29 protein-coding genes are annotated in these 25,960 nt (G+C 59.1%); 14 read left to right on the plus strand and 15 right to left on the minus strand.

Features of this window, described 5'->3' with window-relative positions; genetic code table 11:
- Positions 1-92 precede the first annotated feature (92 nt).
- Complete coding sequence (gene htpX / locus ACA070_RS21620) at positions 93-980, plus strand: protease HtpX (RefSeq protein WP_059403635.1); 888 nt, start codon at positions 93-95, stop codon at positions 978-980.
- A gap of 191 nt (positions 981-1,171) precedes the next feature.
- Here the strand turns inward: htpX and ACA070_RS21625 are convergent, their stop codons facing one another.
- The gene (locus ACA070_RS21625) at positions 1,172-1,828 is read right to left on the minus strand and encodes a thiopurine S-methyltransferase (protein ID WP_497448283.1); all 657 of its coding nucleotides are present in this window, start codon (positions 1,826-1,828) and stop codon (positions 1,172-1,174) included.
- A 103-nt stretch (positions 1,829-1,931) separates the two neighbouring features.
- On the opposite strand from ACA070_RS21625, the gene ACA070_RS21630 reads away from it, so the two are divergent.
- Complete coding sequence (locus tag ACA070_RS21630; protein WP_497448284.1) at positions 1,932-2,699, plus strand: DODA-type extradiol aromatic ring-opening family dioxygenase; 768 nt, start codon at positions 1,932-1,934, stop codon at positions 2,697-2,699.
- Positions 2,700-2,915: 216 nt separating this feature from the next.
- Here ACA070_RS21630 and ACA070_RS21635 read toward each other — a convergent pair whose 3' ends face one another.
- The gene (locus ACA070_RS21635) at positions 2,916-4,589 is read right to left on the minus strand and encodes a DEAD/DEAH box helicase (protein ID WP_309677529.1); all 1,674 of its coding nucleotides are present in this window, start codon (positions 4,587-4,589) and stop codon (positions 2,916-2,918) included.
- A 421-nt stretch (positions 4,590-5,010) separates the two neighbouring features.
- Here ACA070_RS21635 and ACA070_RS21640 point away from each other — a divergent pair, with 421 nt between their 5' ends.
- Positions 5,011-5,802: a crotonase/enoyl-CoA hydratase family protein gene (locus ACA070_RS21640; protein WP_497448285.1), complete on the plus strand. Its 792-nt coding sequence runs from the start codon at positions 5,011-5,013 to the stop codon at positions 5,800-5,802.
- Between the two features lie 142 nt (positions 5,803-5,944).
- Here the strand turns inward: ACA070_RS21640 and ACA070_RS21645 are convergent, their stop codons facing one another.
- Positions 5,945-6,700, minus strand: coding sequence for a spermidine synthase (locus tag ACA070_RS21645; RefSeq protein WP_462028082.1), 756 nt, complete (start codon positions 6,698-6,700; stop codon positions 5,945-5,947).
- Between the two features lie 136 nt (positions 6,701-6,836).
- Between ACA070_RS21645 and ACA070_RS21650 the strand changes: the two genes are divergently transcribed.
- Positions 6,837-8,183 carry a class II 3-deoxy-7-phosphoheptulonate synthase gene (locus ACA070_RS21650; RefSeq protein ID WP_131060045.1) on the plus strand — a complete coding sequence of 449 codons (1,347 nt, stop codon included), beginning with the start codon at positions 6,837-6,839 and terminating at the stop codon, positions 8,181-8,183.
- Between the two features lie 122 nt (positions 8,184-8,305).
- Here the strand turns inward: ACA070_RS21650 and ACA070_RS21655 are convergent, their stop codons facing one another.
- The gene (locus ACA070_RS21655) at positions 8,306-9,535 is read right to left on the minus strand and encodes a winged helix-turn-helix domain-containing protein (RefSeq protein ID WP_497448286.1); all 1,230 of its coding nucleotides are present in this window, start codon (positions 9,533-9,535) and stop codon (positions 8,306-8,308) included.
- Positions 9,536-9,599: 64 nt separating this feature from the next.
- Positions 9,600-9,815 (minus strand): DUF1127 domain-containing protein, encoded by a 216-nt coding sequence (locus ACA070_RS21660; protein WP_133838411.1) that lies wholly within the window; start codon positions 9,813-9,815, stop codon positions 9,600-9,602.
- A gap of 96 nt (positions 9,816-9,911) precedes the next feature.
- On the opposite strand from ACA070_RS21660, the gene ACA070_RS21665 reads away from it, so the two are divergent.
- Positions 9,912-10,766, plus strand: coding sequence for a LysR substrate-binding domain-containing protein (locus ACA070_RS21665; RefSeq protein ID WP_131060042.1), 855 nt, complete (start codon positions 9,912-9,914; stop codon positions 10,764-10,766).
- Here the strand turns inward: ACA070_RS21665 and ACA070_RS21670 are convergent.
- Positions 10,756-11,505, minus strand: a complete 750-nt coding sequence (locus ACA070_RS21670; protein ID WP_497448287.1) for a sulfite exporter TauE/SafE family protein — start codon at positions 11,503-11,505, stop codon at positions 10,756-10,758. The genes ACA070_RS21665 and ACA070_RS21670 overlap by 11 nt on opposite strands.
- A gap of 109 nt (positions 11,506-11,614) precedes the next feature.
- Here ACA070_RS21670 and ACA070_RS21675 point away from each other — a divergent pair, with 109 nt between their 5' ends.
- The 4 genes from ACA070_RS21675 to ACA070_RS21690 all read left to right on the plus strand — a co-directional run bounded on the left by ACA070_RS21675 (position 11,615) and on the right by ACA070_RS21690 (position 14,915).
- Complete coding sequence (locus tag ACA070_RS21675) at positions 11,615-12,571, plus strand: LysR family transcriptional regulator (protein ID WP_497448288.1); 957 nt, start codon at positions 11,615-11,617, stop codon at positions 12,569-12,571.
- A gap of 69 nt (positions 12,572-12,640) precedes the next feature.
- Positions 12,641-13,102, plus strand: coding sequence for a MarR family winged helix-turn-helix transcriptional regulator (locus tag ACA070_RS21680; RefSeq protein WP_497452001.1), 462 nt, complete (start codon positions 12,641-12,643; stop codon positions 13,100-13,102).
- Positions 13,103-13,445: 343 nt separating this feature from the next.
- A complete protein-coding gene (locus tag ACA070_RS21685) occupies positions 13,446-13,865 on the plus strand; it encodes an organic hydroperoxide resistance protein (protein WP_010461312.1) in 420 nt (139 codons plus the stop codon).
- A gap of 33 nt (positions 13,866-13,898) precedes the next feature.
- Positions 13,899-14,915, plus strand: coding sequence for an alpha/beta hydrolase (locus ACA070_RS21690; protein ID WP_497448289.1), 1,017 nt, complete (start codon positions 13,899-13,901; stop codon positions 14,913-14,915).
- A 182-nt stretch (positions 14,916-15,097) separates the two neighbouring features.
- On the opposite strand, the gene ACA070_RS21695 is transcribed toward ACA070_RS21690, so the two are convergent.
- Together ACA070_RS21695 and earP are read right to left on the minus strand one after the other, a co-directional pair.
- Entirely contained in the window at positions 15,098-15,667 is a 570-nt protein-coding gene (locus ACA070_RS21695; RefSeq protein ID WP_007943632.1) for an elongation factor P, read from the minus strand.
- A 48-nt stretch (positions 15,668-15,715) separates the two neighbouring features.
- Positions 15,716-16,858 (minus strand): elongation factor P maturation arginine rhamnosyltransferase EarP, encoded by a 1,143-nt coding sequence (gene earP / locus ACA070_RS21700; RefSeq protein WP_497448290.1) that lies wholly within the window; start codon positions 16,856-16,858, stop codon positions 15,716-15,718.
- Positions 16,859-16,982: 124 nt separating this feature from the next.
- Here earP and ACA070_RS21705 point away from each other — a divergent pair, with 124 nt between their 5' ends.
- On the plus strand, positions 16,983-17,393 hold the full coding sequence (locus ACA070_RS21705) for a hypothetical protein (protein WP_497448291.1): 411 nt from the start codon (positions 16,983-16,985) through the stop codon (positions 17,391-17,393).
- A gap of 2 nt (positions 17,394-17,395) precedes the next feature.
- Positions 17,396-17,878, plus strand: coding sequence for a GreA/GreB family elongation factor (locus ACA070_RS21710; RefSeq protein ID WP_497448292.1), 483 nt, complete (start codon positions 17,396-17,398; stop codon positions 17,876-17,878).
- A gap of 5 nt (positions 17,879-17,883) precedes the next feature.
- Here ACA070_RS21710 and cysB read toward each other — a convergent pair whose 3' ends face one another.
- The 5 genes from cysB to ACA070_RS21735 form a co-directional block, all read right to left on the minus strand.
- Positions 17,884-18,858: an HTH-type transcriptional regulator CysB gene (gene cysB, locus ACA070_RS21715; protein WP_008148549.1), complete on the minus strand. Its 975-nt coding sequence runs from the start codon at positions 18,856-18,858 to the stop codon at positions 17,884-17,886.
- 113 nt (positions 18,859-18,971) lie between these two features.
- Positions 18,972-19,475, minus strand: coding sequence for a universal stress protein (locus tag ACA070_RS21720; RefSeq protein WP_462028090.1), 504 nt, complete (start codon positions 19,473-19,475; stop codon positions 18,972-18,974).
- 95 nt (positions 19,476-19,570) lie between these two features.
- The gene (locus tag ACA070_RS21725) at positions 19,571-20,476 is read right to left on the minus strand and encodes a 5'-nucleotidase (RefSeq protein WP_462028091.1); all 906 of its coding nucleotides are present in this window, start codon (positions 20,474-20,476) and stop codon (positions 19,571-19,573) included.
- A gap of 25 nt (positions 20,477-20,501) precedes the next feature.
- Positions 20,502-21,458: a putative 2-dehydropantoate 2-reductase gene (locus ACA070_RS21730; protein WP_497448293.1), complete on the minus strand. Its 957-nt coding sequence runs from the start codon at positions 21,456-21,458 to the stop codon at positions 20,502-20,504.
- The gene (locus ACA070_RS21735) at positions 21,455-21,841 is read right to left on the minus strand and encodes a thioredoxin family protein (RefSeq protein WP_497448294.1); all 387 of its coding nucleotides are present in this window, start codon (positions 21,839-21,841) and stop codon (positions 21,455-21,457) included. Before ACA070_RS21735 ends, ACA070_RS21730 begins: the two co-directional genes overlap by 4 nt.
- Between ACA070_RS21735 and ACA070_RS21740 the strand changes: the two genes are divergently transcribed.
- Together ACA070_RS21740 and ACA070_RS21745 are read left to right on the plus strand one after the other, a co-directional pair.
- Complete coding sequence (locus ACA070_RS21740) at positions 21,840-22,283, plus strand: PilZ domain-containing protein (RefSeq protein ID WP_497448295.1); 444 nt, start codon at positions 21,840-21,842, stop codon at positions 22,281-22,283. The genes ACA070_RS21735 and ACA070_RS21740 overlap by 2 nt on opposite strands.
- A 160-nt stretch (positions 22,284-22,443) precedes the next feature.
- Complete coding sequence (locus tag ACA070_RS21745; protein WP_497448296.1) at positions 22,444-23,520, plus strand: 3-deoxy-7-phosphoheptulonate synthase; 1,077 nt, start codon at positions 22,444-22,446, stop codon at positions 23,518-23,520.
- 66 nt (positions 23,521-23,586) lie between these two features.
- Here the strand turns inward: ACA070_RS21745 and ACA070_RS21750 are convergent, their stop codons facing one another.
- Positions 23,587-23,874 carry a GNAT family N-acetyltransferase gene (locus ACA070_RS21750; RefSeq protein ID WP_010461341.1) on the minus strand — a complete coding sequence of 96 codons (288 nt, stop codon included), beginning with the start codon at positions 23,872-23,874 and terminating at the stop codon, positions 23,587-23,589.
- 643 nt (positions 23,875-24,517) lie between these two features.
- On the opposite strand from ACA070_RS21750, the gene oprI reads away from it, so the two are divergent.
- A complete protein-coding gene (oprI, locus tag ACA070_RS21755) occupies positions 24,518-24,769 on the plus strand; it encodes an outer membrane lipoprotei OprI (RefSeq protein WP_002553018.1) in 252 nt (83 codons plus the stop codon).
- A gap of 123 nt (positions 24,770-24,892) precedes the next feature.
- Here oprI and ACA070_RS21760 read toward each other — a convergent pair whose 3' ends face one another.
- On the minus strand, positions 24,893-25,864 hold the full coding sequence (locus tag ACA070_RS21760) for a L,D-transpeptidase family protein (protein ID WP_462028095.1): 972 nt from the start codon (positions 25,862-25,864) through the stop codon (positions 24,893-24,895).
- Between the last annotated feature and the right edge of the window lie 96 nt (positions 25,865-25,960).

The following is a 25,960-nucleotide window of genomic DNA, read 5'->3' on the forward strand; positions in this document are numbered from 1 at the left end:
TTTGAAATAGTCACTCGGTTGAATAGCCCGGTGCAGCACCTTATATACCCCGCAGTACGCTACATCTTTAGCATGAGGAGATTTCTACAACCATGATGCGCATCCTGCTGTTTTTGGCCACTAACCTGGCGGTCGTGCTGATTGCCAGCATCACCCTGAGCCTTTTCGGCTTCAACGGGTTCATGGCGGCCAACGGGGTTGATCTCAACCTCAATCAGCTGCTGATTTTCTGTGCGGTCTTTGGTTTCGCCGGTTCGCTGTTCTCGCTGTTCATCTCCAAGTGGATGGCGAAGATGAGCACCAGCACCCAAATCATCAGCCAGCCGCGCACACGTCACGAGCAATGGCTGCTGCAAACCGTCGAGCAACTGTCCCGCGAAGCAGGGATCAAAATGCCCGAAGTCGGGATTTTCCCGGCCTACGAGGCCAACGCGTTCGCCACGGGCTGGAACAAGAACGACGCACTGGTCGCGGTCAGCCAGGGCTTGCTCGAGCGTTTCTCGCCGGATGAAGTGAAGGCCGTTCTGGCCCACGAAATCGGCCACGTGGCCAATGGCGACATGGTCACCCTGGCGTTGATCCAGGGCGTGGTGAACACCTTCGTGATGTTCTTCGCGCGGATCATCGGCAACTTTGTCGACAAGGTGATCTTCAAGAACGAAGAAGGCCAGGGCATCGCCTACTACGTGGCGACCATCTTCGCCGAACTGGTCCTGGGTATCCTGGCCAGTTCCATCGTCATGTGGTTCTCGCGCAAACGTGAATTCCGCGCAGACGAAGCCGGTGCGCGCCTGGCCGGTACCAGTGCAATGATTGGTGCCTTGCAACGGCTTCGTGCCGAACAGGGCCTGCCGGTGCACATGCCGGATACGCTGAATGCCTTTGGCATCAACGGTGGCATCAAACAAGGGTTCGCTCGGATGTTCATGAGCCACCCGCCGCTGGAAGAGCGTATTGACGCGTTGCGTCGTCGGGGCTGATAGCTTCCGTACTACGCATTAAAAGAAAAGGCCCGCAGTGATTGCGGGCCTTTTTTGTCAGATGATTTCTGTAGTGCCTGTCAGGGCCCCATCGCGAGCAGGCTCGCTCCCACAGGGGAATGCATTCCATTGTGGGAGCGAGCTTGCTCCGGGCGGCGTTCCGACGATGGGGCCGGCATTAACAACACAAGCTATCGACTGGAAACCCGATACACCCGCTCTTCAAGCCGCGTGACACCACTCTCGACAAACTTCCAGCTCTCACCCAGCACGTCCTGGTCTTCCAGAATCTTCAGCTCCCAGGTCGCCCCGAACAACCGTTGCACTTCGTCATCCAGCACGGCAAACGGCGGGCCGTCCTTTTGCGCCTGCTCGTAATCCAGGGTAATCAACAGCCCCAGCGAATCATTCGGCAGAATCCGCTTCAGGTGCTCGGCGTATTGCTCACGCATCGTCGGCGGCAAGGCGATCAGCGCCGCGCGGTCGTACAGCGCGCTGCAATCGGCGACATCGCCGGCAGTCAACGCGAAGAAGTCGCCGCACCAGACTTCGATCGAACCCGCGCGGTAGACCGTGAAGGGGCCCTGGTCGCTGACATCCGGGTCAAATTGGTGCTCGTGGAAAAAGTCTTCCACAGCCTTTTCCGACAACTCGATGCCCAACACTTCGTGACCGCATTTCGCCAGCCACAGCAGGTCCAGGCTTTTCCCACATAACGGCACCAGTACGCGCGCGCCCTCCTCCAGGCCCAGCTGCGGCCAGTAGCGTTGCAGATATGGATTCACTTCCGGCAGGTGAAAGCCGATCTGATTCGACGTCCACCGCTTGTGCCAAAACTCCGGCTGCATAATTAATCCCGAAAATTCGATCAAAAGACCCTAAAACTTATATTAGATTTAGATCAATGATCTGACTGAAGATGCTGCCATCTTACCCCTCAGGAGGTCATTCATGTTCCCCAGCCTGTACATATCCCATGGCTCGCCCATGTTGGCACTGGAACCCGGCGCCAGCGGACCCGCCCTGGCTCGCCTGGCCGCAGAATTGCCGAAACCGAAAGCCATCGTGATTGTGTCTGCGCACTGGGAAAGTAACGAGCTGCTGGTCAGCGGCAATTCCCGGCCTGAAACCTGGCATGACTTCGGCGGCTTTCCCAAGGCCCTGTTCGAGGTGCAATACCCGGCGCCGGGCGAGCCGCAGCTGGCGGCAGAGGTTGTGGAGTTGTTGAAGGCCGATGGAATGCCTTCTCGCATCGATGTCAAGCGGCCGTTCGATCACGGGGTCTGGGTGCCGTTGTCTTTGATGTATCCGCAGGCCGACATCCCGGTGGTGCAAGTCTCCCTGCCCACCCGTGGCGGCCCTGCCCTTCAAACCCGAGTCGGCCATGCCTTGGCCAGCTTGCGCGAACACGGCGTGTTGTTGATCGGTTCTGGCAGCATCACCCACAACCTGCGAGAGCTGGACTGGCACGCCGGCCCGGACAGCGTTGAACCGTGGGCCAAGACGTTTCGTGACTGGATGATCGAGAAACTCTCGACCAACGATGAAGCGGCGCTGCACGATTATCGTCAGCAGGCGCCGAATGCTGTGCGCAACCATCCCAGCGATGAGCATTTGCTGCCGTTGTACTTTGCTCGTGGGGCTGGGGGTGAGTTCAGCATTGCGCACCAGGGGTTCACCATGGGGGCGCTGGGGATGGACATTTATCGCTTTGACTGACCGGTAGACCGAGTCACCCCCATCGCGAGCAGGCTCGCTCCCACAGTAGATCTTCAGTGAACACAATATCTGTGTATTCCAGAGATCCCCTGTGGGAGCGGGCTTGCTCGCGAATGAGGGCAACTCGGTCTCCAGCCAGGCACAAACAGCAGGCCAAAAAAAATCCCCGAGCCAGTCGGGGATTTTCTATGTTCGATCAATCAGCCCGAAAGCGGATCAATCTTCGCGGTAGCGACGCAGCTTCAACTGCTTACCAGCAACGCGAGTGTCCTTCAGTTTGGTCAGGAGTTTTTCCAGACCATCTTCCGGCAGCTCGACGAGGCTGAAGCTGTCACGCACCTGGATGCGACCGATTGCTTCGCGAGCCAGGCCACCTTCGTTGAGGATGGCGCCCAGCAGGTTCTTGGCAGCGATACCATCACGCGCACCCAGCGCGGTACGGCAACGAGCACGGCCTTCGGCCAATGCAACCGGAGCACGACGCTCACGATCACCACGGTCCGGACGATCACCGGTACGCTCTGGACGATCGCCACGCGGTGCGTTGTTCGGCACCAATGGACGTTCTTTCTCGATCGCAGCCAGGGTCAACGCCTGAGCGTTGGTCGCCTTGCGCAGCAGAGCAGCGGCCAGTGCACGCGGGGTGCAACCGATGTCGGCAGTCAGGCGATCCAGCAGATCACCGTGAGTCGATTCGGCATCAGCCACCAGCGGCGACAGGCTGTTGGTCAGTTTCTTGATGCGGGCATCGAGAACAGCCTGAGCATCCGGCAGGCGGACTTCGGCAACTTTCTGACCGGTTACACGCTCGATCACTTGCAGCATGCGGCGCTCACGTGGAGTCACCAACAGCAGTGCACGACCTTCGCGACCGGCACGACCGGTACGGCCGATACGGTGAACGTAGGATTCCGGGTCGTAAGGCATATCAACGTTGAACACGTGAGTGATGCGCGGAACGTCCAGGCCACGAGCAGCAACGTCGGTCGCCACAACGATGTCCAGACGGCCATCCTTGAGGGATTCGATCACGCGCTCACGTTGGTTCTGGGCAATGTCACCGTTCAGCGCAGCGGCTTTGTAGCCTTTGGCTTCCAGGGCACTGGCCAGGTCCAGGGTCGCTTGCTTGGTGCGCACGAACATGATCAGGGCGTCGAAGTCTTCCACTTCCAGCAGGCTCAATACAGCCGAGGTCTTCTGGTCAGCGTGAACCAACAGGTGAGCCTGTTCGATCGCGGTAACGGTCTGAGTCTTGGTCTGGATCTTCACGTGTTGCGGATCGCGCAGATGGCGTTCGGCAATGGCACGGATCGACTGTGGCAGGGTGGCCGAGAACAATACGGTCTGACGGGTTGGTGGCAGAGCCTTGAAGATAACTTCGAGGTCGTCCATGAAACCCAGTTTGAGCATTTCGTCCGCTTCGTCGAGAACCAGGTGGTTCACGGTCGACAGGACTTTTTCGTCACGACGCAGGTGGTCGCACAGACGGCCCGGCGTGGCGACAACGATCTGTGCGCCATTACGGATTGCTTTCAGTTGTGGACCCATAGGGGCGCCGCCGTAAACGGCCACAACGGTAACGCCCGGCATTTGCTTGGCGTAGGTTTCGAAAGCGGTTGCTACTTGCAGCGCCAACTCACGGGTTGGCGCCAGGATCAGGGCTTGCGGCTCGCGCTTAGCAGGATCGATGCGATGCAGGATCGGCAGGGCGAACGCAGCGGTTTTACCCGTACCGGTTTGCGCCTGACCAATCATGTCGTGACCGGCCATGATGATCGGGATCGATTGATGCTGAATAGCCGAAGGCTCTTCGTAGCCAGTCGCGATGACGGCTGCAAGAATATTCGGATTAAGATTAAAAGCGGCGAAGCCGCCGGTTTCCTGGGTCATGGGTCTGCCTCTAAGTGCATCCGCAAAGACCCATGCTCCAAAGCTGCGCATGCCGTGTAAGACTCAAGAGTCGCCCTGGCTGCTTTGTCGGCGGGGATTTGCGAAAACGAATGAATGAAAAAGATTCGTCAAGGGAGAGTCCGCTGTGCGGACGTGCAGCCGAAGCTGACTTCGGGAAATTGCGCTACCTAAACGCGGCCCGGTTAAAGGCCGGCGCGCACTATACCGGAATTCGGCCAAAAAGGGAGCATTATTTGTCGGAAAACTGACGTATACACCGTTGTGTCACAGGCTTTGCGGATAATCGTGCAACGGTCTATTTTTCAAAGGCCCGGCCCTGCTGGCGATGGCGCTAAAACGGTTAATCCTTGTGACGCAGACCTGCGGTCTGGCACACCCTTCCCGCCCGAGGAAATGCTCCATGAATCAGCCCGGCTCCAGTCGTGTCACCCGTGAAAAACACGGCCATGTCCTGATGATCGGCCTGGATCGGGTGGCCAAGCGCAACGCTTTCGATCTCGACCTGCTCAACGAACTGAGCCTGGCCTACGGCGAATTCGAGGCCGACAGCGAGGCGCGGGTGGCGGTAGTGTTCGCTCATGGTGAGCATTTCACCGCGGGGCTCGACTTGATCAATGCCAGCTCGGCCCTGGCCGACGGCTGGCAGGCGCCGCCCGGCGGGTGCGATCCGTGGGGCGTGTTTGCCGGCCCCCGGGTAAGCAAACCGGTGATTGTCGCCGCGCAAGGCTATTGCCTGACCATCGGCATCGAACTGATGCTGGCCGCCGACATCAACCTCTGCGCCAGCAACACCCGTTTCGCCCAGAAGGAAGTCCAGCGCGGGATCTTCCCCTTCGGTGGCGCGACGTTGCGCTTGCATCAAGTCGCCGGCTGGGGCAATGCCATGCGCTGGCTGCTGACCGGCGATGAATTCGATGCTCACGAAGCCCTGCACCTGGGGTTGGTGCAGGAAGTCATGGCCAGCGAGGATCTGCTGCCACGGGCGATTGAATTGGCTGAGCGGATTGCCCGGCAGGCGCCGCTGGGGGTTCAGGCGACGTTGATGTCGGCCCGGCAGGCGCGTTACGAAGGGGAAACGGCAGCGGCTCAGGGGTTGCCGCCGCTGGTGAAGAAGTTGCTGGCGAGTGAGGATGCCCGGGAAGGTGTGCGATCGATGGTCGAGAAGCGGCCGGGAATCTTCAAAGGCTGCTGACAAGCCGGTTGTTGTGGCGAGGGAGCTTGCTCCCGCTGGGCTGCGAAGCGGCCCCACAAATCCTGGCAATCGACGGGGATTTTGTGAGTGCTGCGCACTCAAACGGGAGCAAGCTCCCTCGCCACAGTTATCTCAACAGCTTTCAAGTCGCCGGGCGGATGGCCTTGATCAACGACTGCAACGAATACCCCAACCGCGGCGCCAGCCCTTCAGCCCGGGCGATCAGCCCGTCCATGTCCAGCTCCTGATCCAGCTCCGAAGGCACGAGCAAAATCACGTTGCCCTCCTTCACCGGCAACTCCCAGTAATGCCGGTGATAGAGGCCACGCAACAACGCAGCGCCCAATGGCTTGCCATCGTCGGTGGCCCATTGATTGATCACCAGCCAGCCGCCTGGATTCAGGCGCTTTTGACAGTCTTCCAGAAAACGCCAGGCCAGATGACCGACTCCCGGCCCGACATCGGTATAGAGGTCGACGAAAATCAGGTCCGCCGGCTCAGCGGTATCGAGCAACTCCAGCGCATCGCCGACGCGGATATACAGCCGCGGATCATCATCCAGCCCCAGGTATTCGATGGCCAGACGCGGTACGTCGGGGCGCAGCTCAATGGCTTCGACATCTTCAAGCGGCAGAAACTTGAGGCACGCCTGGGTCAGCGTGCCCGCGCCGAGGCCGAGAAACAGTGCGCTTTCCGGCTGTTCGTGGCACAGCGCGCCAATCAGCATCGCCCGGGTGTAATCGTACTCGAGCCAGCTCGGGTCAGCCGTGAACACGCAGCTCTGCTCGATGGCATCACCGAACTCGAGAAAACGGTAATCGGCCACTTCCAGCACGCGAATCACGCCGAACTCATCCTGTACCTCGGCGAGCAGATGCTCGACGCGCTCCTCAGTCATTTTGTCTCCAGATTGTCGCCGGGCCCGCCGCAACATGAAGCGGCAAAGGCGCGATTGTCCGCGAAGCAACGGGAACAGGTCACGCACTAATTTGCTGATAACATGAACGTCCGAGCGTAAAACAACCGAGACCGTGATGAGCCAACCCTGGAGCCCTGACAGCTGGCGCGCCCTGCCGATCCAGCAACAACCCCACTACCCCGACGCGGCGCATTTGCTGCAGGTCGAGCAAACCCTGGCGAGCTATCCGCCACTGGTGTTTGCCGGTGAGGCCCGGGAGTTGCGCCGTCAGTTTGCCCAGGTCACCCAGGGCCGCGCGTTTCTGTTGCAAGGTGGCGACTGCGCTGAAAGCTTTGCCGAGTTCTCGGCCGCAAAAATTCGCGACACCTTTAAAGTCTTGCTGCAAATGGCGATCGTCATGACCTTCGCCGCAGGCTGCCCGGTGGTCAAGGTCGGGCGCATGGCCGGCCAGTTTGCCAAGCCTCGTTCGGCCAACGACGAAACCATCGACGGCGTGACCCTGCCCGCCTACCGCGGCGACATCGTCAACGGCATCGGTTTCGACGAAAAAAGCCGCGTGCCGGACCCGGAGCGTCTGCTGCAGTCCTATCACCAGTCCACAGCCACCCTGAACCTGCTGCGTGCTTTCGCCCAGGGCGGTTTTGCCGACCTGCATCAGGTACACAAGTGGAACCTGGATTTCATCGCCAACTCGGCACTGGCCGAGAAATACAGCCACCTGGCCGATCGCATCGATGAAACCCTGGCCTTCATGCGCGCCTGCGGCATGGACACTTCGCCGCAACTGCGCGAAACAAGTTTCTTCACCGCCCACGAAGCGCTGCTGCTCAATTACGAAGAAGCCTTCGTGCGCCGCGACAGCTTGACTAACGATTACTACGACTGCTCGGCGCACATGCTGTGGATCGGCGACCGCACCCGCCAGCTTGACGGCGCCCACGTCGAATTCCTGCGCGGCGTGAATAACCCGATCGGGGTCAAGGTCGGCCCGAGCATGAACCCCGAAGACCTGATTCGCCTGATCGACGTGCTCAACCCGGACAACGATCCGGGCCGCTTGAACTTGATTGCGCGGATGGGTGCGAACAAGGTCGGCGATCACTTGCCGGCGTTGATCCGCGCGGTGCAGCGTGAAGGCAAGCAGGTGCTCTGGAGCTCTGACCCAATGCACGGCAACACCATCAAGGCCAGCAGCGGCTACAAGACTCGCGACTTCGCGCAGATCCTCGGTGAGGTGAAGCAGTTCTTCCAGGTTCACGAAGCGGAAGGCAGTTACGCCGGCGGTATCCACATCGAGATGACCGGGCAGAACGTGACCGAATGCATTGGTGGCGCTCGGCCAATTACTGAAGACGGGTTGTCGGATCGGTATCACACCCATTGCGACCCGCGGATGAATGCCGATCAGTCGCTGGAGTTGGCTTTTTTGATTGCCGAGACCTTGAAACAAGTCCGCCGTTGAGTCAGTAAGTCTTTGGTTTCCGGATACACCGCTATCGCGAGCAAGCTCGCTCCCACAATGGACCGCGTCTATATCGAAAACTCGATCTAATGTGGGAGCGAGCTTGCTCGCGATGCGTCAGGTCAGTCTGCACCAATCTGCGCCAATGCCACCCGCAACCGCGCCGCACTCGCCCGCGGGCAGTTCAACTGAACCTGCGCAAGCCCCAGCCAATCCGCCATCTGCCGCAGATTGAGCGCCAACGCCAGCATCCCCGCCTCGTCCAGCCCCGGTTCCTCTTCATGCACGGCATGCACCGCCAACCGGCCCAACGCTCGCTCGGCGCGCAGATCCACCCGTGCGGCAATCCGTTCATTGTGCAAAAACGGCAGCACGTAATAGCCATAGACCCGCTTGTCCTGCGGCGTATAGATCTCCAATCGATAACGGAAATCGAACAATCGCTCGGTACGGCTGCGCTCCCAGATCAACGAATCAAACGGTGATAGCAAGGCACTCGCCTCGACCTTGCGCGGCACTTTCGGCTCGGGCAAGCAGTAGGCCGGTTGCCGCCAGCCCTGAACCTCGCAGGCCAGCAACTCACCCGCCTCTACCAGCTCCGCCAGACGCGGCCGGCTGTCTGCCGGGTTCAGACGGAAATAATCACGCAGATCCTTTTCCGTGCCGACGCCCAATGCCGTCGCCGCATGCAGCAACAGCCCACGCTGGGCCTCGGCCTCACTGAGCAAAGGCTGTTGCAGAACCGCCGAAGAAATCACCCGTTCCGGCAGGTCATAAAGCCGCTCGAATCCACGGCGGCCGGCGACCGTTACTTCACCGGCGGCGAACAACCATTCCAGCGCATGTTTTTCAGCGCTCCAGTCCCACCACGGCCCAGCCCGTTCCTGACGGGTCGACAAGCTTCCGGCCCCAAGTGCGCCGAGTTCCTGAACCGATGCCAGCACCCGGCGAATGGTGTCCTGCTGCTCGCGACCAAAACGCGCCAATTGCTGATAGATGTCTTCACCGCGAGTCGCACGCAGCATGCGCCAACGCATCAAGGGGTACATCGACATGGGCAGCAACGAAGCTTCATGGCCCCAATATTCGAACAACGTGCGCCGACGGCCCTGACTCCAGGCAGCCTGATCGAGCAAATCGGGGGAGTAATTTCCGAGGCGGGAAAACAAGGGAAGGTAGTGCGAACGCACCAACGCATTGACCGAATCGATCTGCAGAATGCCCAGCCGTTCGATCAACCGGTTGAGCTGAACCGGTTTGATCGCCGCTGGCGGTTGCCGCCCGTTGAACCCTTGGGCGGCCAGCGCCAGACGTCGAGCCTGTTTGAGGGTAAAGGACGCTGTTGCGGGCATGAGCATCTCCTTGTCTGCTCGCAACCTACCTCACCGTAGAGGGGTTTGTGTAGCAATGGCCTCATCATTTATGCATCGGATCGTCCCAGAACGGTCTGACCGATTCATGTTCCACATCTGCACGACTCACGCCGATGTCTTTCAATGCTTCGTCGCTCAAGCTTGCCAGTAGCTCACGCTCACGGTGAAGTTCGTACCAGCGACTAAACTTGTGCAGCAGATCGGATACCGCGTGGATTGAGAATTTTTCTGCCGTTACATGCTCATGTTGACCTTTCATCTTGTTGCCCTCCTTTAGGGATGGCTCAAGTCTCGCCTCAGGGCTAAGATCAATCCAACGAATGTTTCTGATGGTAACCATCTCGGAGATTGATGGATGTCGGCGTACCCAAGTATCGATACTGATGTTCTGCGCACCTTCGTCGCCATTGCCGATCAGGGCGGGTTTACCCGAGCCGGTGAAATGGTCAACCGCACGCAGTCAGCGGTGAGCATGCAGATGAAGCGTCTGGAAGAAGACGTGTTGCAACGCCAGCTGTTCGAGCGTGATGGACGCCAGGTCAAGTTGACCGCCGAAGGCCAGGTATTGCTGGGTTACGCGCGGCGCATCCTCAAACTCCATAGCGAAGTCTTCAATACCCTGCGCGAGCCGCACATGGTCGGCACTGTGCGCATCGGCACGCCCGACGATTACGTCATGCGTTTCCTGCCGGGGATCCTGTCGCGCTTCGCCAAGTTCTATCCGCTGATCCAGATCGAGGTTCACTGCGAATCAACCAAACAACTGTTGCAGCGCCAGGACCTGGATTTGTCCATCGTTACCCGTGAACCCGGTACTGAAATCGGCCAGTTGTTGCGCAAGGAACGTTTCGTCTGGGCCGAAGCACAATGCTACAGCGCCCATGAGCAGACGCCGCTGCCACTGGCGATGTTCAACAGTGATTGTTTCTGCAGGCTGTGGGCGTGCAATGCGCTGGACGCCATGGGTCGCGATTACCGCATTGCCTACAACAGTTCGAGCCTGTCGGCGTTGATGGCCGTGGTCAGTGCGGGCCTCGCGGTGACCGCGCAACTGGAAAGCCTGATCACACCGGACATGCGCATCCTCGGCGCCGCCGAAGACCTGCCGCTGTTGCCGGAAGCCAGCATCATGCTGGTGCGCAACCTGCACAACCCGTCACCAATCACCGAGTGCCTGGCCGAGCACATCGTTGAAGGCTTCAAACTTTAAACGCGAGCATCACCGCGCACAGCACCAGGAAACCGCAAAACAACCCGCGCAATAGCCGCTCCGGCATGGCGTGGGCAATCTTCACGCCCCAGCTGATGCTCATCAATCCGCCGACGGCCAATGGCAACCCGATCGTCCAGTCCACCTGATGATGCACCGCGTAAGTCACCAGCGTGACACCGGTGCTGGGCAGCGCCAGAGCCAGGGATAAACCTTGTGCCACGACTTGGGTGGTGCCAAACACGCTGGTCAACACCGGCGTTGCCACGACCGCACCGCCGACCCCGAACAACCCGCCCATGGTGCCGGATGCCGCACCGAGTACGCCCAACCATGGCCAGGAATAACGCATCTGTGCAGAGACCGGCGCGTTAGCAATGAACATGCGCACAAGATTGTAGGCCGACAGAGCAATCAGGAACGCGACAAACCCCACGCGCATGGTTTGCGCGTCGATGCCTACCGCCCAAATCGAGCCGGCCCAGGCGAAACAGAAACCCATCGCGGCCAATGGCAGTGCATGACGCATTTCGATGCGGTTGCGCTGGTGATAACGCCACAACGCCAGCATCACATTGGGCACGACCATGACCAACGCCGTACCTTGGGCAATTTGCTGATCGAGACCAAACAGCACACCGAGCAACGGAATTGCGATCAATCCACCGCCAATGCCGAATATCCCGCCGAGCGTTCCCAGGGCTGCGCCAAAGGCCAGATACATCACGAACTCAATCACAGGCGATTTCCCATTTGTCAGGCTACTCATCCTACGCAGTCGAGGCTGGCGGGGAAACGCACAGCAACGCACAATGGCTGTGCCAACTTCGCATAAGCGCCGCCAAATCATGAACCCCAATCAATTGACTGATCAGCTCGGCCTGTTTCTCGATGTGCTGGAAACCGGGAGCTTTTCCGCTGCGTCCCGCCGGCATCCGCTGACGCCTTCGGCTGTGGCGCGGCGTATCGACAGCCTTGAGAATGCAGTCGGCAGCCAACTGTTCATTCGCAGCACCCACGCGGTGCGCGCGACTCCCGCCGGCCTGGCGTTTGCCGAACGGGCGCGGAGGATCGTGGCGGAATTGCGCCTGGCCCGCGCCGAAGCCGTGTCCCTGAGCAGCGCGCCGGAAGGCTTGATCCGGATTGATGCACCAGCGGCATTCGGCCGACGGCATCTGGCGCCGGTGATTGCTGACTTCCTGACGCTCTACCCCGGCCTCGATGTGCAATTGCATTTGATCGACAGTTTTGTCGACATGCAGGGGCTGAACCTCGGCAAGGTTGATCTGGTGCTACGCGCCGGGCAAATGGCCGACACCCGGCTGGTGGCCACGCCGCTGGCGAGTATGGTGCGCATTGCCTGCGCCAGCCCTGAGTACCTGAAACGTCGCGGCGTGCCGACCGAGCCGGCGCAGTTGATCGAACATGACGGCCTCGACTGGGACGGCCTGGCCCCACCCTTCGCCTGGCGCTTTGAACGTGACGGCCACATGCACCTGCATCGTCCTGCGCGAATCCGCATGAGCGCCAACAATGCCGAGGCGCTGGTCTGCGGTGCACTGGCCGGATTGGGCATCGCGCATTTGCCGACCTGGCTGGCCAGCGAGTACCTGTTGCGCGGCGAGCTGCTGCCGCTGTTTTGTGAAAGCGGCCTGCCACCTGCGGAAACCACCGGTATCTATGCGCTGCGCCTGTCGCAACAACCGAACTCCCGCAGTCGTTTGTTGCTGGAATACCTGAAAACCCGCTTCAGCCCCATTCCGCCGTGGGATCTGGCCCTACAAAACACGCTGATCCATCACTAGTCGAGAATTATCTGGCGCATTAAAGATTCGCCCGCTAGATTCATGAAGATCACTGATCAAGGCTTTGAAATGAACACCGACCGCAACACCCCGGATAACTGCGAAGACCTGCTGCTGGACAATCAAGCGTGTTTCGCCCTGCATTCCACATCTCTGTTGATGACCAAGGTGTACAAGCCCCTGCTGCAAGCGCTGGGGCTGACCTATCCGCAGTACCTGGCGATGATGGTGCTGTGGGAGCGGGATGGTTTGACCGTAGGCGAAATCAGCACGCGACTGCTGACAGACCCCGGCTCACTGACACCTTTGCTCAAACGTCTGGAGGTCGAGGGATTGCTCAGCCGCACCCGCAGCCGAGAGGATGAACGGGTGGTGATTGTCGAGCTGACTGAACAGGGTCGAGCCTTGCGGGACAAGGCGCGCAGCGTGCCCCAATGCATCCTCGGCGCCAGCGGCATGACGCTTGAACGATTGCAGAAACTGCAAGCGGAGCTGCAAGTGCTGCGCAGCAACCTGCAAGACAGCCTCTAACTCTCAAACCTCCACAAATCCCCTGTAGGAGCGAGCCTGCTCGAGATAGCGGTAGATCAGTCAACACATCTGTTGAATGTGAAGCTGCCATCGCGAGCAGGCTCACTCCTACATTTGCTCTGTGGTGCCCTTCCTCCGTCGCTGCCCACCAAAATAATCTCTGCTGAAAAACCCTGCCGCGACCGCTCTAACTCAACACATCCAATCCACGCCCTCCTCCAATCCACAACTTTTTCAAAAATTTATCTTGCGCGCTAAATATTAGCGCGATACATTCACCTCGCACTTACTTAGCGCGCAAACATTTAGCGCAAAACACTCAAATCCAAACGAGGCTCACACCATGCAAACTCTCTACACCGCAATCGCAACCTCCACTGGCGGCCGTGACGGTCGTGCGGTTTCCAGTGACAACATCCTCGATGTCAAACTCGCTACCCCGAAAGAACTCGGTGGTGCCGGCGGTGCTGCGACCAACCCTGAGCAACTGTTCGCAGCCGGCTACTCCGCCTGCTTCATCGGCGCGCTGAAATTCGTCGCCAGCCAGACCAAGCGCAGCATCCCGAACGACGCGTCGATCACCGCCCATGTCGGCATCGGCCAGATCCCTGGTGGCTTCGGTCTGGATATCGACTTGCACATCAGTCTGCCGGGGCTTGAACAAGCCGACGCGCAAAGCCTGGTCGAGGCTGCCCACCAGGTCTGCCCGTACTCGAACGCTACCCGTGGCAACGTCGATGTACGCCTGCACGTAACCGTCTAACCGCTGACTACCAGGCCCGAACAGGAAATGAACATGAACACTTTCAGCAAAGTCTTGACCGGCACCCTTCTCGCTTTGTCCATCAGCAACGCATTTGCAGGCGATGGGGTTGAACACAACACCCAGGCCTTCCTCGACGTCCTGAATGCGGGCACCGGCAAACCGATGGAACAACTCACCCCCAAGGAAGCCCGTGCGGTGCTGGTGGGTGCGCAAGCCTCGGTGAAACTGACACTGCCAAAAGCCGATGTCAGCGAGAAGACCATTCAAGTCGACGGCCAACCGCTTAGCCTGACCATCGTCCGGCCGGCCGGGGTCAAAGGCGAGCTGCCGGTGTTCATGTTCTTCCACGGCGGTGGCTGGGTGCTTGGGGACTTCCCGACCCACGAACGCCTGGTTCGTGACCTGGTGACGGGTTCGGGTGCGGCGGCGGTGTTCGTCAATTACACCCCGTCGCCGGAAGCGCATTACCCGGTGGCGATCAACCAGGCTTACGCCGCGACCCAATGGGTGGCCGAGCACGGTAAAGAGATCAACGTCGACGGCAAACGTCTGGCCGTGGCCGGCAACAGTGTCGGTGGTAACATGGCGGCCGTGGTTGCGCTGATGGCCAAAGACAAGGGCACCCCGGCGATCAAGTTCCAGGTGCTGCTGTGGCCGGTGACGGATGCCAGCTTCGAAACCGCGTCCTACAACCAGTTTGCCGAGGGACACTTCCTCACCAAAAACATGATGAAGTGGTTCTGGGACAACTACACCACCGACGCCAAGCAACGTAACGAGATCTACGCCTCACCGCTGCGGGCAACCACTGCGCAACTGAAGGGCTTGCCTCCTGCGCTGGTGCAGACGGCCGGTGCCGACGTGTTGCGCGATGAAGGTGAAGCCTATGCCCGTAAACTCGACGAGGCGGGTGTGCCGGTCACGGCGGTTCGCTACAACGGCCTGATTCATGATTATGGTTTGTTGAATGTGGTGAGCCAGGTTCCAGCAGTACGCTCCGCGATGCGGCAAGCCTCCGAGGAACTGAAACAACACCTGAAGAAATAACACAGGTCAAAATGTGGGAGCGGGCTTGCTCGCGAAGGCGGTACATCAGTCAGCATTTTTGTCGACTGACACACCGCCTTCGCGAGCAAGCCCGCTCCCACAGGGTTCATGGTTGAGCGTGAAACTGCGCCCACAAAAAAGCCCGACTCAATGGTCGGGCTTTTTCATTCCTGAAGCTGTGCTTATTTAGCACGGCCTTTGTAGGAACCGCCTTCGCGGGTATCGATCTCGATCATGTCGCCGATTTCGATGAAGTCAGCAACCGACAGCTCGGTACCGTTCTTCAGTTTGGCAGGCTTCATCACCTTGCCGGAAGTGTCACCGCGAGCGGAACCTTCGGTGTAGTCAACCTGACGCACGATGGTGGTCGGCAGCTCTACGGAAACCAGACGCTCTTCGAAGAAGATCGCTTCGCAAACATCGGTCATGCCTTCTTCAACGAAAGGCAGAACGGCTTCGATGTCTTCAGCGTTCAGCTCGTACATGGTGTAGTCGGTGGTGTCCATGAACGTGTAGGTGTCGCCGCTGATGAAGGACAGGGTCGCTTCTTTGCGGTCGAGGATTACGTCGTCCAGTTTGTCGTCGGCGCTGTAAACGATCTCGGTCTTGTAACCGGTCAGCAGGTTTTTCAGCTTGGTCTTCATGATCGCGCTGTTACGACCGGATTTGGTGAATTCAGCTTTCTGAACCAGCCAAGGATCGTTTTCGAGACGGATCACGGTACCGGGTTTCAGTTCTTTACCAGTTTTCATTGCGAATATCCGAATTTGGATGGGATTTACAAAAATCTAGGCCGCGTATCATATCCAATTTACATAAAACTGTACCAGCGCTGCGGCAAGATCGGCCTGCAAGGCCTGTTCCAGACACCACACCTCGGCGTGTTTTTGTAGCTCTGGCCAGTGTTTACGGGCCGTGCGCCAGTGGTCGGACATATCCTGACCAGCATTCCATGCATGCCAAAGACTGCTGATCGCCTCGCTGGCAGGCTCGGACAGGCCTCGTACGTACAGAGCCAGGAAGGCATCGAGCTTGTCCAGGTGGATATCTTCGTCTTGCTGATAGATGTGCCAGAGCAGCGGCCGCCCTGCCCATTGCGCGCGAACGAAGGAATCTTCGCCGCGCACGGCGTTGAAATCGCAGCACCAGAGCAGGTGGTCGTATTGATCTTGTCGGACGAACGGCAGGACTTGCACAGTCAATTCGCCACGCACATGCAACGCACCGGCCGCCAGCTGATCGACACCGAGCCAACTTTCGACATCCCCGAGAATCCGGCTTTCGGGCACCAGCAGATGCGTGGGTATCGAATCGGCGGCCATCACCTCCAGCCAACTGGCCAATCCGCTGTTTTCGTAGGCAAATAATGAGATCAGTTGGGCGTCGGGTGCGCGATCAATCCCCAGGCCTTGCAGGAATTCTCTCTGCGCCTCGGGGTTTTGCTGAAACTGCCTGCGACTTTCAAGCAATCCGCTTTCACGCAACAAGCCTCCCGTACCTTTCTGAAACCCCGGAAAGAAGAAGTACTTCTGCACGCTCTTGTACTTCACCGACGGCAAACCGTGGCAGCCGATCACCCAGTCTTCGGCGCTCAGGTAGTCGAGGTTCATCCACAGCGGCGGCTTTTCCCGCGAGGCCATGGCGTCCATGTAGGCGCTTGGCAACTGGCAGGCGAATGCGGCAATCACTACATCGGCGGCTTCAGTGGGTTGCCATTCGGTCGGCCACTGACGCACCTCGACACCCTGCTGCCATTGCTGCGCGGCGCTGATGTCGATTTCAGGGCAGATGCGTTCGAAGGCCCGCAGGTCATCGACCCACAAGCGCACCGCCACGGCATGTTCGGCCACCAGCTGTCGGGCCAGGCGCCAGGTCACACCGATGTCGCCAAAGTTGTCGACCACGGTGCAAAAAATATCCCAGCGGGTGTTCATTTCAGGCATTCCAGGCTCCCGTTGGCAAAGGCGCCGATTGTCCGCATAAATTACCTCGCGCAGAAGAGCCGACGGCGATTAATCTTCGTGCGACAATCGCCATTCGCCCGCGACCACCCGCCAGGAGGCAGCCATGCCCTACCGTCCCAACCCGCGCCGTCCGTTGCCGATTCAGCTCAATGCGCTGCAATTGACCGGCAGCATTGCCCTCGGTCTGTGGCTTGGATTTCTCGCGATCGCGCTGACCTGCTGGCTCGCCTCGCGCTTGCTGTTCAGCGAGCAACTCGCGCCAGTCGCCGCCGCGGTAGAGCAACTGGCCAAGCCGCCGGTGGTGGTGCAACCGGTGCCGGACATCCCGCCGCAGAGCCCGCTGTTTGAACAGTACGAAGAGAACCTGCGCAAGAACGAGCAGCAGCAACGACTGGATCAGGCCCGTAGCAGCGGCCGCAATCTGTCCAATCCGAAATGCCAGTTCTGGCTCCAACAGGACCAGACCGCGCCGAGCGAAAAAAGCCGCGCCAACGTCCTGCAATTCTGCGACTGACCATGAATAAGCATGCCGTCCACGAGTTAATTATCGACAAGCTTCGGATCGATCTCGACATCGCCGAGCGTGCCGCGCAAACCGCTTACGAAACCGCGACCCACGAAGAAAACATCGCCGAAAACAAGTACGACACTCTGGGCCTCGAGGCTTCTTATCTGGCGGCAGGCCAGGCCAGACGAGTGGAAGAAATCCGTCATTCACTCACGCTTTGCCAGAACCTGACCTTGCGTGCTTATGACGAACAACGCGGGATCGAAGTCGGCGCCCTGCTCGGCCTCGAAGACGAAAAGGGTCGTGAGCAGTGGCTGTTTCTGGCACCCGACGCGGCGGGATTGAAAGTCGAGATGGTGGGGCAAATGATCACTGTCATCACCCCTCGCTCACCGCTGGGCAAAAGCCTGCTGGGCAAGTTCGAAGGGGACGAGGTGGAGATTCTGGTGGCGGGCGCTCGGCAACAGTTTGCTGTCACCGAGGTGGTCTAGAAAAATTAATGAACCGGCAGTTCGACGCCGTCGAACAGCTCTTCCAGTTCCTGCTTGTTGTGGCACTGAATGGCCTTGGCCATGACTTCGCGGGTCAGGTGCGGGGCAAACTTCTCGATGAAGTCGCACATGAAGCCACGCAGGAAGGTGCCACGCCGGAAACCGATTTTGGTGATGCTGGATTCGAACAAGTCGCTGGCGTCGAGCATGACCAGGTCGCTGTCGAGTTTGGCGTCAACAGCCATTTTCGCCACGATGCCTACGCCCAGGCCCAGGCGAACGTAAGTCTTGATCACGTCGGCGTCGGCGGCGGTGAACACCACTTTCGGCGTCAGGCCACGGTGGCTGAAGGCTTCGTCGAGTTTCGAACGACCGGTGAAACCGAACACGTACGTTACGATCGGGTATTCGGCCAGGGCTTCCAGGGTCAGCTTCGACAGCTTGGTCAGCGGGTGGCCCTGCGGCACGACCACGCAGCGGTTCCAGCGGTAGCACGGCATCATCACCAGGTCACCGAACAGTTCCAGCGCTTCGGTGGCGATGGCGAAATCGACGGTGCCGTCAGCGGCCATTTCGGCGATTTGCATCGGCGAGCCCTGGTGCATGTGCAGCGCAACGTCCGGGTACTGCTTGATGAAATTGCTGATCACCGGTGGCAATGCATAACGTGCCTGGGTGTGAGTGGTGGCGATCGACAGGGTGCCTTTCTTCTCGTTGGAGAATTCCTGGGCGATCTGCTTGATGCTCTCAACCTTGCGCAGGATCTCGCCGGCGGTGGTGATGATGCGCTCGCCGGCCGGGGTGACGCGGGTCAGGTGCTTGCCGCTGCGAGCAAAAACCTCGACGCCCAATTCGTCTTCCAGCAGGCGGATCTGTTTACTGATACCCGGTTGCGAGGTGTACAAGCTTTGGGCTGTAGCGGAAACGTTGAGGTCGTGGTGCGCCACTTCCCAGATGTAGCGCAGTTGTTGAAGCTTCATATGAATCCCTCAAAGCAGGTAGACGCCACGGGCATCAGCGACGGTATATAACTATATTAATGGTTTGAAGAATAAATCTAGAACTTTTTTGTCAAATTGCCACTATTCGTGTTCTAGCGGTCGCCCTGGCGACGACGTTCTACCAGCGGCACCAGATAGACCGGCACCCGAGACAGTTGCAACACCCGCGCAGCGGTCCTGCCCAGAGGCGTTTCCGCGCCAGCACCATGGCTATGACTACCTACGATCAACAAATCCACAGAGAGTTTCTGCGCCTGGTCGAGAATCACCTGTGACGGGTCACCCTGCAGCACCCGCACCGCTTGAATCCGCTCCAGGTCCTGCTCCCCTTCATCCCCCAACTCCTCCCGGAAGCTGTCGAGCACCCGCTGCTCGATACTGGCAATCACCGTGCTCAGGCCCTGACTGTGAAACTCGCTCAAGGCCTGCTCATCGAGGTAACTCTGCAGCACGGATTCAGCAAACAACCCCATGGGTTCAACGGCGTGCACCACATACAAGTCGGCATTGAATGTCCGCGCCAACGCCAGGGCATGCTGCATCACCAACGGTGCATACAGGCCGAGGTCAGTGGCATACAGCATCGAACGAATCATATGACCTCCTCGCGTGCCAACATGGCGGAGATTTGATTCAGCTTAGCAGTGCCTTGACGAGTACGACGCTCGGCGTAACGCGTTGAACGGCGGGCTTAAACTTTTTGCTCGTTGCTTATGCCGTGAGGTACGTGACCGGTGGCGACCACTTCCCGGGCCAACTCGCAATGGCCAGCCTGATCGTCGAAAAACACGTCGGCGGCAAACGCTTCGAGAAACGCCGACTTGGTCAGCCCGCCAAGAAACAGCGACTCATCCAGACGAATGTCCCATTCGCGCAACGTACGGATCACCCGTTCATGGGCCGGCGCCGACCGCGCCGTCACCAGGGCGGTGCGGATCGGGCAGGCGTCATCGGGAAACTCGCGCTGCAACAGATTGAGCGCCGCGAGAAAGCCTTTGAACGGCCCACCGCGCAACGGCTCGCGGGCCGATTCGCGTTCGCTGGCCTGAAACGCTTCCAGGCCACCGGACTGATAAACCCGCTCGGACTCGTCAGAAAACAGCACGGCATCACCGTCGAACGCAATGCGTAATTCATCGCTGGCCGCACGGCTGGCACCGCCCGACAGAATGGTCGCCGCGGCGAACCCGGCATCCAGCGCGCTGCGAACGTCTTCGGCATGGGTAGAGAGAAACAGGTCGCAGCCAAAGGCCTTGAGGTACGGATAAGGGCTGCGCCCGCCGACAAACGCAGCACGGGAAATCGCCAGCCCATAATGATCAATCGAATTGAACACCCGCAGGCCGGTGTCGGCGCTGTTGCGCGACACGAGGATCACCTCGACCCGGGCGCGACCGAGGCTGGCGTTCAAGCTCAGCAGCTTTTCCACCAGCGGAAACGCATCACCGGGCTGGAGGATTTCGTCTTCGTGTTCGATCTGATATTGCCGGTAGGCCTCGACGCCGCTCGACAGATAGACCTTGTGACTTTCGCTCAGGTCGAACAATGCCCGCGACGAGATCGCCAGCACCAGTTTGTCGTCGATAGTCTTTGCCATGCCCTTCCCCCTCAGGTTGATCGACTCACGTGTTGCGTCGATCGATAAAACTCAAGCTGCGATACAAGGCTTCGATTCGCGGCAATTCGCACCCTGCCGCCTTGGCCGCTGCCAGAGGCCGCGCGTAAATCGCCTGCAATTCCAGCGGTCGTTTATGTAGAAAATCGTGGTACATGCTCGGCCAATAGTCGGGCATTTTCTCAGTCACCTTGAACAAATGGTCGGCATACCCGGCCGGTATGTCGTGACCGCAGGCGATTGCCCCCTGAACCACTTCGGCCATCAGCGCCTGGATCAATTCCCGGCTGTCGGCATCGGCCATCAATGGCGTGGTGCTGGCCCCAAGCAGAACCGACAGACCGTTGTAAGGAATATTCCAGACCAGTTTTTGCCAGCGTGCCTGATGCAGGTTCGGCATGGCCTGAGAGTCGATGCCGGCGCTGCGGAACAGCCCGGCGCCCTTCTCGACAATTGTCATTCGCGCCTGTTCATCGGTTGCGGGACCACTGTGGTAGCCGACATTCACCGCGCCAAGCGCTTGATGGGTGATGACGCCAGGCCCTGCGCGATGGACGCAGATAAAACACAGCCCACCGAGCAAATGCAGGGAATCGGGGAGCAAGTCGCGCAAGCTGTCTTCGACGTCCAGGCCATTTTGCAACAGCAAGACTTTGGCATTCGGCGCGGCGGCTTGAATGATGGCGGGCGCCAGGTCCGCGTTGCTGGTGGTTTTTGCGCCGACCAGCAACCAGTCGCAGGCGGGCATGTCTTCAGCGCATGAATAGGCCTGGACCGGGTTCAACGTCAGTGCGCCATGGGCCGCACTGTCGACTTGCAGCCCTCCTTCTGCGACGGCTGCAAACTCACTGCGCAACAAGAAGTGCACGTCGAACCCGGCACGCGCCAGCATCACCCCATAGAACCCGCCGATCGCGCCGGTTCCGATAACACCGATTGTCGGTTTGGCAACTGCCCCCATCATGGCAACTCCTCTGCATGTCGACTGAGCGCCTGACGCAAGGCTTCATTGAGCCCGGTGCTGGTCATGCGCGACTGTACTGGCCCGAAGAACTCACCGTCGCGCACCACAAACAGCGCCGGCAAATGAAAAACCTGATAACGCTCGACCACCCCGCCATTGTCCCCGGCATCAATCCAGCACAGCCGGTCGATTGCCAGATCGAGTCTTGGCAACTGCTCACGGGCAAAACGGCAACTGGCGCAGCCGACACTGGTGAAAATCACCAGCGACACACCGCTCATCGCCAGCAGCCGTTGGTCGGCGTCGAAATCGGTCAGTTCCAATTCGACCACTATACTGGGGGAAACAATGTCAAATGGCCGACACATGGAGTCTGTGCTCATGGGACGTTTTCTACCTCACCCTGACGATGTGCCCGTCGAATTAACGTTGCTCAAGCATGAGTGCATTTCGCGGCAACGGCTGCACACTATCAGCCTCGGCGGCATGGCTTGCAATTACCACCGCGCCTGGCGCCACGGTACGGCGCTGGAAGTGCGCATGCCAACCTTGAATCCCGATTTGCGCTATCTGGGCTATGTGGCCTGGTGCCTGCGACGCAAGCGCGGCTATCTGGTGGGCATTGCCTTCGTCGACGAACAGATGCTGTTCAGTGCGCGAATGGGCGAGCAGGTTTGCCAGATCGAACGTTATTGCCGCCTGCGTGACGCACACGAAGACCTGCAAGATAATCAGGCCATGGCCCTCGACTGGGTCCAGCAGCATGCCGACGAGTTCTCTCACGATACGGTTCGCAAGGCATTTGCACAGCCTGCGCTGGGTTGAGCGGCGCTCTCAATTACTGAGAATGCCCCGCAAACTGGTGTCTGCCCATTGTCGAGCAGGCGCGTAACGCGCTAAGGTTCGGCTCCCCGACGCGCTTAATTTGCTGTGCTCCGCCGCGCGGGTTCGCTGGCGGCGGCACCCGTGACCTGACGAGTAAACGATGGCTGATTTACCGATCAACGACCTAAACGTCGCCTCCAACGAGACCCTGATCACTCCCGATCAGCTCAAGCGTGATATCCCTCTGAGCGACGCTGCCCTGCGCACCGTCACCAAGGGCCGCGAAGTCATTCGCAACATTCTCGATGGCACCGACCACCGCCTGTTCGTCGTGATCGGGCCTTGCTCGATTCACGACATCAAGGCCGCCCACGAATACGCCGAGCGCCTGAAAGTGCTTGCCGCAGAAGTGTCCGATACCTTGTATCTGGTCATGCGCGTGTATTTCGAGAAGCCACGCACCACCGTTGGCTGGAAAGGCTTGATCAACGACCCGTACCTGGATGACTCCTTCAAGATTCAGGACGGTCTGCACATCGGTCGTCAGTTGCTGCTGGACCTGGCCGAGATGGGCCTGCCAACCGCCACTGAAGCCCTTGACCCGATCTCCCCGCAATACTTGCAGGACCTGATCAGTTGGTCGGCCATCGGCGCGCGCACCACCGAATCCCAGACTCACCGTGAAATGGCTTCCGGCCTGTCTTCGGCCGTCGGCTTCAAGAACGGCACCGATGGCGGCCTGACGGTTGCGATCAACGCCCTGCAGTCGGTTTCCAGCCCGCACCGGTTCCTGGGGATCAACCAGGAAGGTGGCGTGTCGATCGTCACCACCAAGGGCAACGCCTACGGTCACGTCGTACTGCGCGGCGGCAACGGCAAGCCGAACTATGATTCGGTCAGCGTCGCGCTCTGCGAGCAGGCGCTGAACAAGGCGAAGATCAAGCCGAACATCATGGTCGATTGCAGCCACGCCAACTCCAACAAAGACCCGGCCCTGCAACCGCTGGTGATGGAGAACGTCGCCAACCAGATCCTCGAAGGCAACCAGTCGATCATCGGCCTGATGGTCGAAAGTCACCTGAACTGGGGCTGCCAGGCCATCCCGAAAGACCTCGCCGACCTGCAATACGGCGTGTCGGTCACCGATGCCTGCATCGATTGGTCCGCGACTGAAAACACCTTGCGCAGCATGCACGCCAAGCTCAAGGATGTGCTGCCGAAACGCGCTCGCACCTGATCACTTTTCGCCGCACACAAAAACGCCGGGCTAAACCCGGCGTTTTTTTGTGTCCGTATTTTGAGGTTACTGGCTCAGCTTGGCGGCATGCCGCTGGTGACGCTCCATGTAGCGCTCCACGTAGGAACACGAAGGAATGACGGTGTAGCCCATTTCCTCGGCGTACTCCAGCGCCTTCTCGGTCAAGGCTGCCGCAATGCCGCGACCACGCAATGCGTTGGGCACGAACGTGCGATAGATATCCAGGGTCTGTTTCCCCAGATCCATATAGGTCAGGTAGGCACGATGACCGTCCACACTGGTCTCGAACTGATGACCAGCCTGGTCATGGTGGATGGACAACGCCTCGCTCATCACTACTCCTCGCGGGTCTTGAATTCTGACCCCTACCTTACCGATGTTTTTCCGGCGAAGGAACATCTACGCCACCCCGTGCCTGAATGGACACCGAGAAGAGCTGCACCGATCTCGCGCAACCTGACACGTATCAAATAGTAGGCACCATTGGCAAAAATGCTCAAGGTACGCTCGTCATCGCGCGCAGGTGGCGGGTGCTGCTCCGGGTTACGCAGGGACGGCTCGACCGAAGGTATCCGCGGGTCGATAGCCTGAACATTGCCGGATGTTGAGACTTAAGACGAACGCGCGCTCTTAAAGTCACCATCAAGATGGTTAAAGATTATGAGAGCCACGGCGCAAAATCCGAACAAAAGTATGGACGAATCCATATAGACAGACTTTAGCCAAGATTGAGAAAAACAGCGCTGAGTGCGCGGAACTTTTTTTCGCCGGCTCGCTCAGCTCGGGCCTCCCAGCTGGATATTTTTTAAACAATGCAGTTAAAAGTTGCTCGAAAAAGAATCAACGCCTACAATTTTTTTTGCTTCTTGCTACACGTCAGTTTACTTACTAGAAGTAATGGGTAGTATGTACGCCGGCTATTTCCTCACTCTGAGGAGACAGCTAACTTAATAGAAAGTCCTTGAAGGGGAACACGATGAACAACGTTCTGAAATTCTCTGCTCTGGCTCTGGCCGCAGTTCTGGCTACCGGTTGCAGCAGCGTATCGAAAGAAACCGAAGCACGTCTGACTGCTACTGAAGACGCAGCAGCTCGCTCCCAGGCTCGTGCAGACGAAGCTTACCGTAAAGCTGATGAAGCTCTGGCTGCTGCTCAAAAAGCACAACAGACTGCTGACGAAGCTAACGAGCGTGCTCTGCGCATGCTGGACAAAGCTAGCCGCAAGTAATAATCCCTCGGGATTGTTATCAAGCCGACCCATTTATGGGTCGGCTTTTTTATTGCCTGATGTTTCCTGTCGGCAACAAAAAACCCGCCGACGCGGCCTGCGTCGGCGGGTTCTTTTCAAGCGTTACTGCAGCGGGTCGATCGGTGCACTCGTCACCATCGGCGCCGAGGAGTTCGGCACTCCGATTTCCACCGGCAGGCCATCTTCAGCGGCCACCACGTCGCGGACCACATCCCAGTTCATGCGCAGGTTATTGGTGATGTCCTCACGCTTGAGCATCGCGTTGATCACCGCCGTGTGCTTGTCGACCACAGAAGGGTTGCCCTTGTCGTCCAGCGGTGTGTGCGCTTCCAGATAGACCTTGCCACCACTGACGCCGAATTTGTACGGATCGCTGAGAATGCGTACCGACGTACCGACCGGCACCATGCCCGCCATTTCCAGCACGTTGTTGTTGAACATACGGAAGCAGCCGTGGCTGGTGCGCATGCCGATGCCGAACTTCTTGTTCGAACCGTGGATCAGGTAGCCCGGTGTGCCCAAGGTGAACTTGAACGGCCCCAGAGGGTTATCCGGGCCTGCCGGTACGACGTTCGGCAGCGGATCGCCATCAGCGGCGTGCTCGGCCTTGATCGACGCTGGAGGGGTCCACGTCGGGTTCGGCGTCTTGGCGGTGATACTGGTGTGGGCAATCGGCGAACCCCAGCCTTCACGACCAATACCCAGCGGGAAGGTGTAGACCACGTTCCGGCCTTTCGGGAAGTAGTAGAGGCGGTATTCAGCCAGGTTGATGACGATGCCTTCACGCGGGCCCGGCGGCAGGATGAAGCGCGTCGGCAGGACGATCTCGGTACCAGCGCCCGGCAACCATGGGTCCACGCCAGGGTTGGCCGCGACCATTTCCGTGTAGCCCAGATCGTAGGTGGTGCCGAGGTCGGCGAAGGTGTCTTCGTACTTGGCCTTGATCACTTGCACCTGACCGATGATGTCTTCACCGGGTGGTGGCAGGGGCAGCTCCAATGCGGCTACGGGGCCCGCCACACAAAGGGCGGCAAGAGACAGGCAGCGGGTGACGGCAGGAAAACGCGGCAACATCCGGAAAATCCTTCGCATGATCGACAAGGGTATAAAAACGCGATTGTACACCGGCATCCGGAATTTCGGGGAGTTGGCCGATAGCAAGCTATCTTT

This window comes from Pseudomonas sp. LBUM1678, from assembly GCF_059695575.1.

What these genes read in the sequence shown, in the direction of transcription:
- htpX (WP_059403635.1), top strand. Translation starts at nt 93, where the DNA reads ATGATGCGCATCCTGCTGTTTTTGGCCACTAACCTGGCGGTCGTGCTG.
- ACA070_RS21625 (WP_497448283.1), bottom strand. Translation starts at nt 1,828, where the DNA reads ATGCAGCCGGAGTTTTGGCACAAGCGGTGGACGTCGAATCAGATCGGC.
- ACA070_RS21630 (WP_497448284.1), top strand. Translation starts at nt 1,932, where the DNA reads ATGTTCCCCAGCCTGTACATATCCCATGGCTCGCCCATGTTGGCACTG.
- ACA070_RS21635 (WP_309677529.1), bottom strand. Translation starts at nt 4,589, where the DNA reads ATGACCCAGGAAACCGGCGGCTTCGCCGCTTTTAATCTTAATCCGAAT.
- ACA070_RS21640 (WP_497448285.1), top strand. Translation starts at nt 5,011, where the DNA reads ATGAATCAGCCCGGCTCCAGTCGTGTCACCCGTGAAAAACACGGCCAT.
- ACA070_RS21645 (WP_462028082.1), bottom strand. Translation starts at nt 6,700, where the DNA reads ATGACTGAGGAGCGCGTCGAGCATCTGCTCGCCGAGGTACAGGATGAG.
- ACA070_RS21650 (WP_131060045.1), top strand. Translation starts at nt 6,837, where the DNA reads ATGAGCCAACCCTGGAGCCCTGACAGCTGGCGCGCCCTGCCGATCCAG.
- ACA070_RS21655 (WP_497448286.1), bottom strand. Translation starts at nt 9,535, where the DNA reads ATGCCCGCAACAGCGTCCTTTACCCTCAAACAGGCTCGACGTCTGGCG.
- ACA070_RS21660 (WP_133838411.1), bottom strand. Translation starts at nt 9,815, where the DNA reads ATGAAAGGTCAACATGAGCATGTAACGGCAGAAAAATTCTCAATCCAC.
- ACA070_RS21665 (WP_131060042.1), top strand. Translation starts at nt 9,912, where the DNA reads ATGTCGGCGTACCCAAGTATCGATACTGATGTTCTGCGCACCTTCGTC.
- ACA070_RS21675 (WP_497448288.1), top strand. Translation starts at nt 11,615, where the DNA reads ATGAACCCCAATCAATTGACTGATCAGCTCGGCCTGTTTCTCGATGTG.
- ACA070_RS21680 (WP_497452001.1), top strand. Translation starts at nt 12,641, where the DNA reads ATGAACACCGACCGCAACACCCCGGATAACTGCGAAGACCTGCTGCTG.
- ACA070_RS21685 (WP_010461312.1), top strand. Translation starts at nt 13,446, where the DNA reads ATGCAAACTCTCTACACCGCAATCGCAACCTCCACTGGCGGCCGTGAC.
- ACA070_RS21690 (WP_497448289.1), top strand. Translation starts at nt 13,899, where the DNA reads ATGAACACTTTCAGCAAAGTCTTGACCGGCACCCTTCTCGCTTTGTCC.
- ACA070_RS21695 (WP_007943632.1), bottom strand. Translation starts at nt 15,667, where the DNA reads ATGAAAACTGGTAAAGAACTGAAACCCGGTACCGTGATCCGTCTCGAA.
- earP (WP_497448290.1), bottom strand. Translation starts at nt 16,858, where the DNA reads ATGCCTGAAATGAACACCCGCTGGGATATTTTTTGCACCGTGGTCGAC.
- ACA070_RS21705 (WP_497448291.1), top strand. Translation starts at nt 16,983, where the DNA reads ATGCCCTACCGTCCCAACCCGCGCCGTCCGTTGCCGATTCAGCTCAAT.
- ACA070_RS21710 (WP_497448292.1), top strand. Translation starts at nt 17,396, where the DNA reads ATGAATAAGCATGCCGTCCACGAGTTAATTATCGACAAGCTTCGGATC.
- cysB (WP_008148549.1), bottom strand. Translation starts at nt 18,858, where the DNA reads ATGAAGCTTCAACAACTGCGCTACATCTGGGAAGTGGCGCACCACGAC.
- ACA070_RS21720 (WP_462028090.1), bottom strand. Translation starts at nt 19,475, where the DNA reads ATGATTCGTTCGATGCTGTATGCCACTGACCTCGGCCTGTATGCACCG.
- ACA070_RS21725 (WP_462028091.1), bottom strand. Translation starts at nt 20,476, where the DNA reads ATGGCAAAGACTATCGACGACAAACTGGTGCTGGCGATCTCGTCGCGG.
- ACA070_RS21730 (WP_497448293.1), bottom strand. Translation starts at nt 21,458, where the DNA reads ATGATGGGGGCAGTTGCCAAACCGACAATCGGTGTTATCGGAACCGGC.
- ACA070_RS21740 (WP_497448295.1), top strand. Translation starts at nt 21,840, where the DNA reads ATGGGACGTTTTCTACCTCACCCTGACGATGTGCCCGTCGAATTAACG.
- ACA070_RS21735 (WP_497448294.1), bottom strand. Translation starts at nt 21,841, where the DNA reads ATGAGCACAGACTCCATGTGTCGGCCATTTGACATTGTTTCCCCCAGT.
- ACA070_RS21745 (WP_497448296.1), top strand. Translation starts at nt 22,444, where the DNA reads ATGGCTGATTTACCGATCAACGACCTAAACGTCGCCTCCAACGAGACC.
- ACA070_RS21750 (WP_010461341.1), bottom strand. Translation starts at nt 23,874, where the DNA reads ATGAGCGAGGCGTTGTCCATCCACCATGACCAGGCTGGTCATCAGTTC.
- oprI (WP_002553018.1), top strand. Translation starts at nt 24,518, where the DNA reads ATGAACAACGTTCTGAAATTCTCTGCTCTGGCTCTGGCCGCAGTTCTG.
- ACA070_RS21760 (WP_462028095.1), bottom strand. Translation starts at nt 25,864, where the DNA reads ATGTTGCCGCGTTTTCCTGCCGTCACCCGCTGCCTGTCTCTTGCCGCC.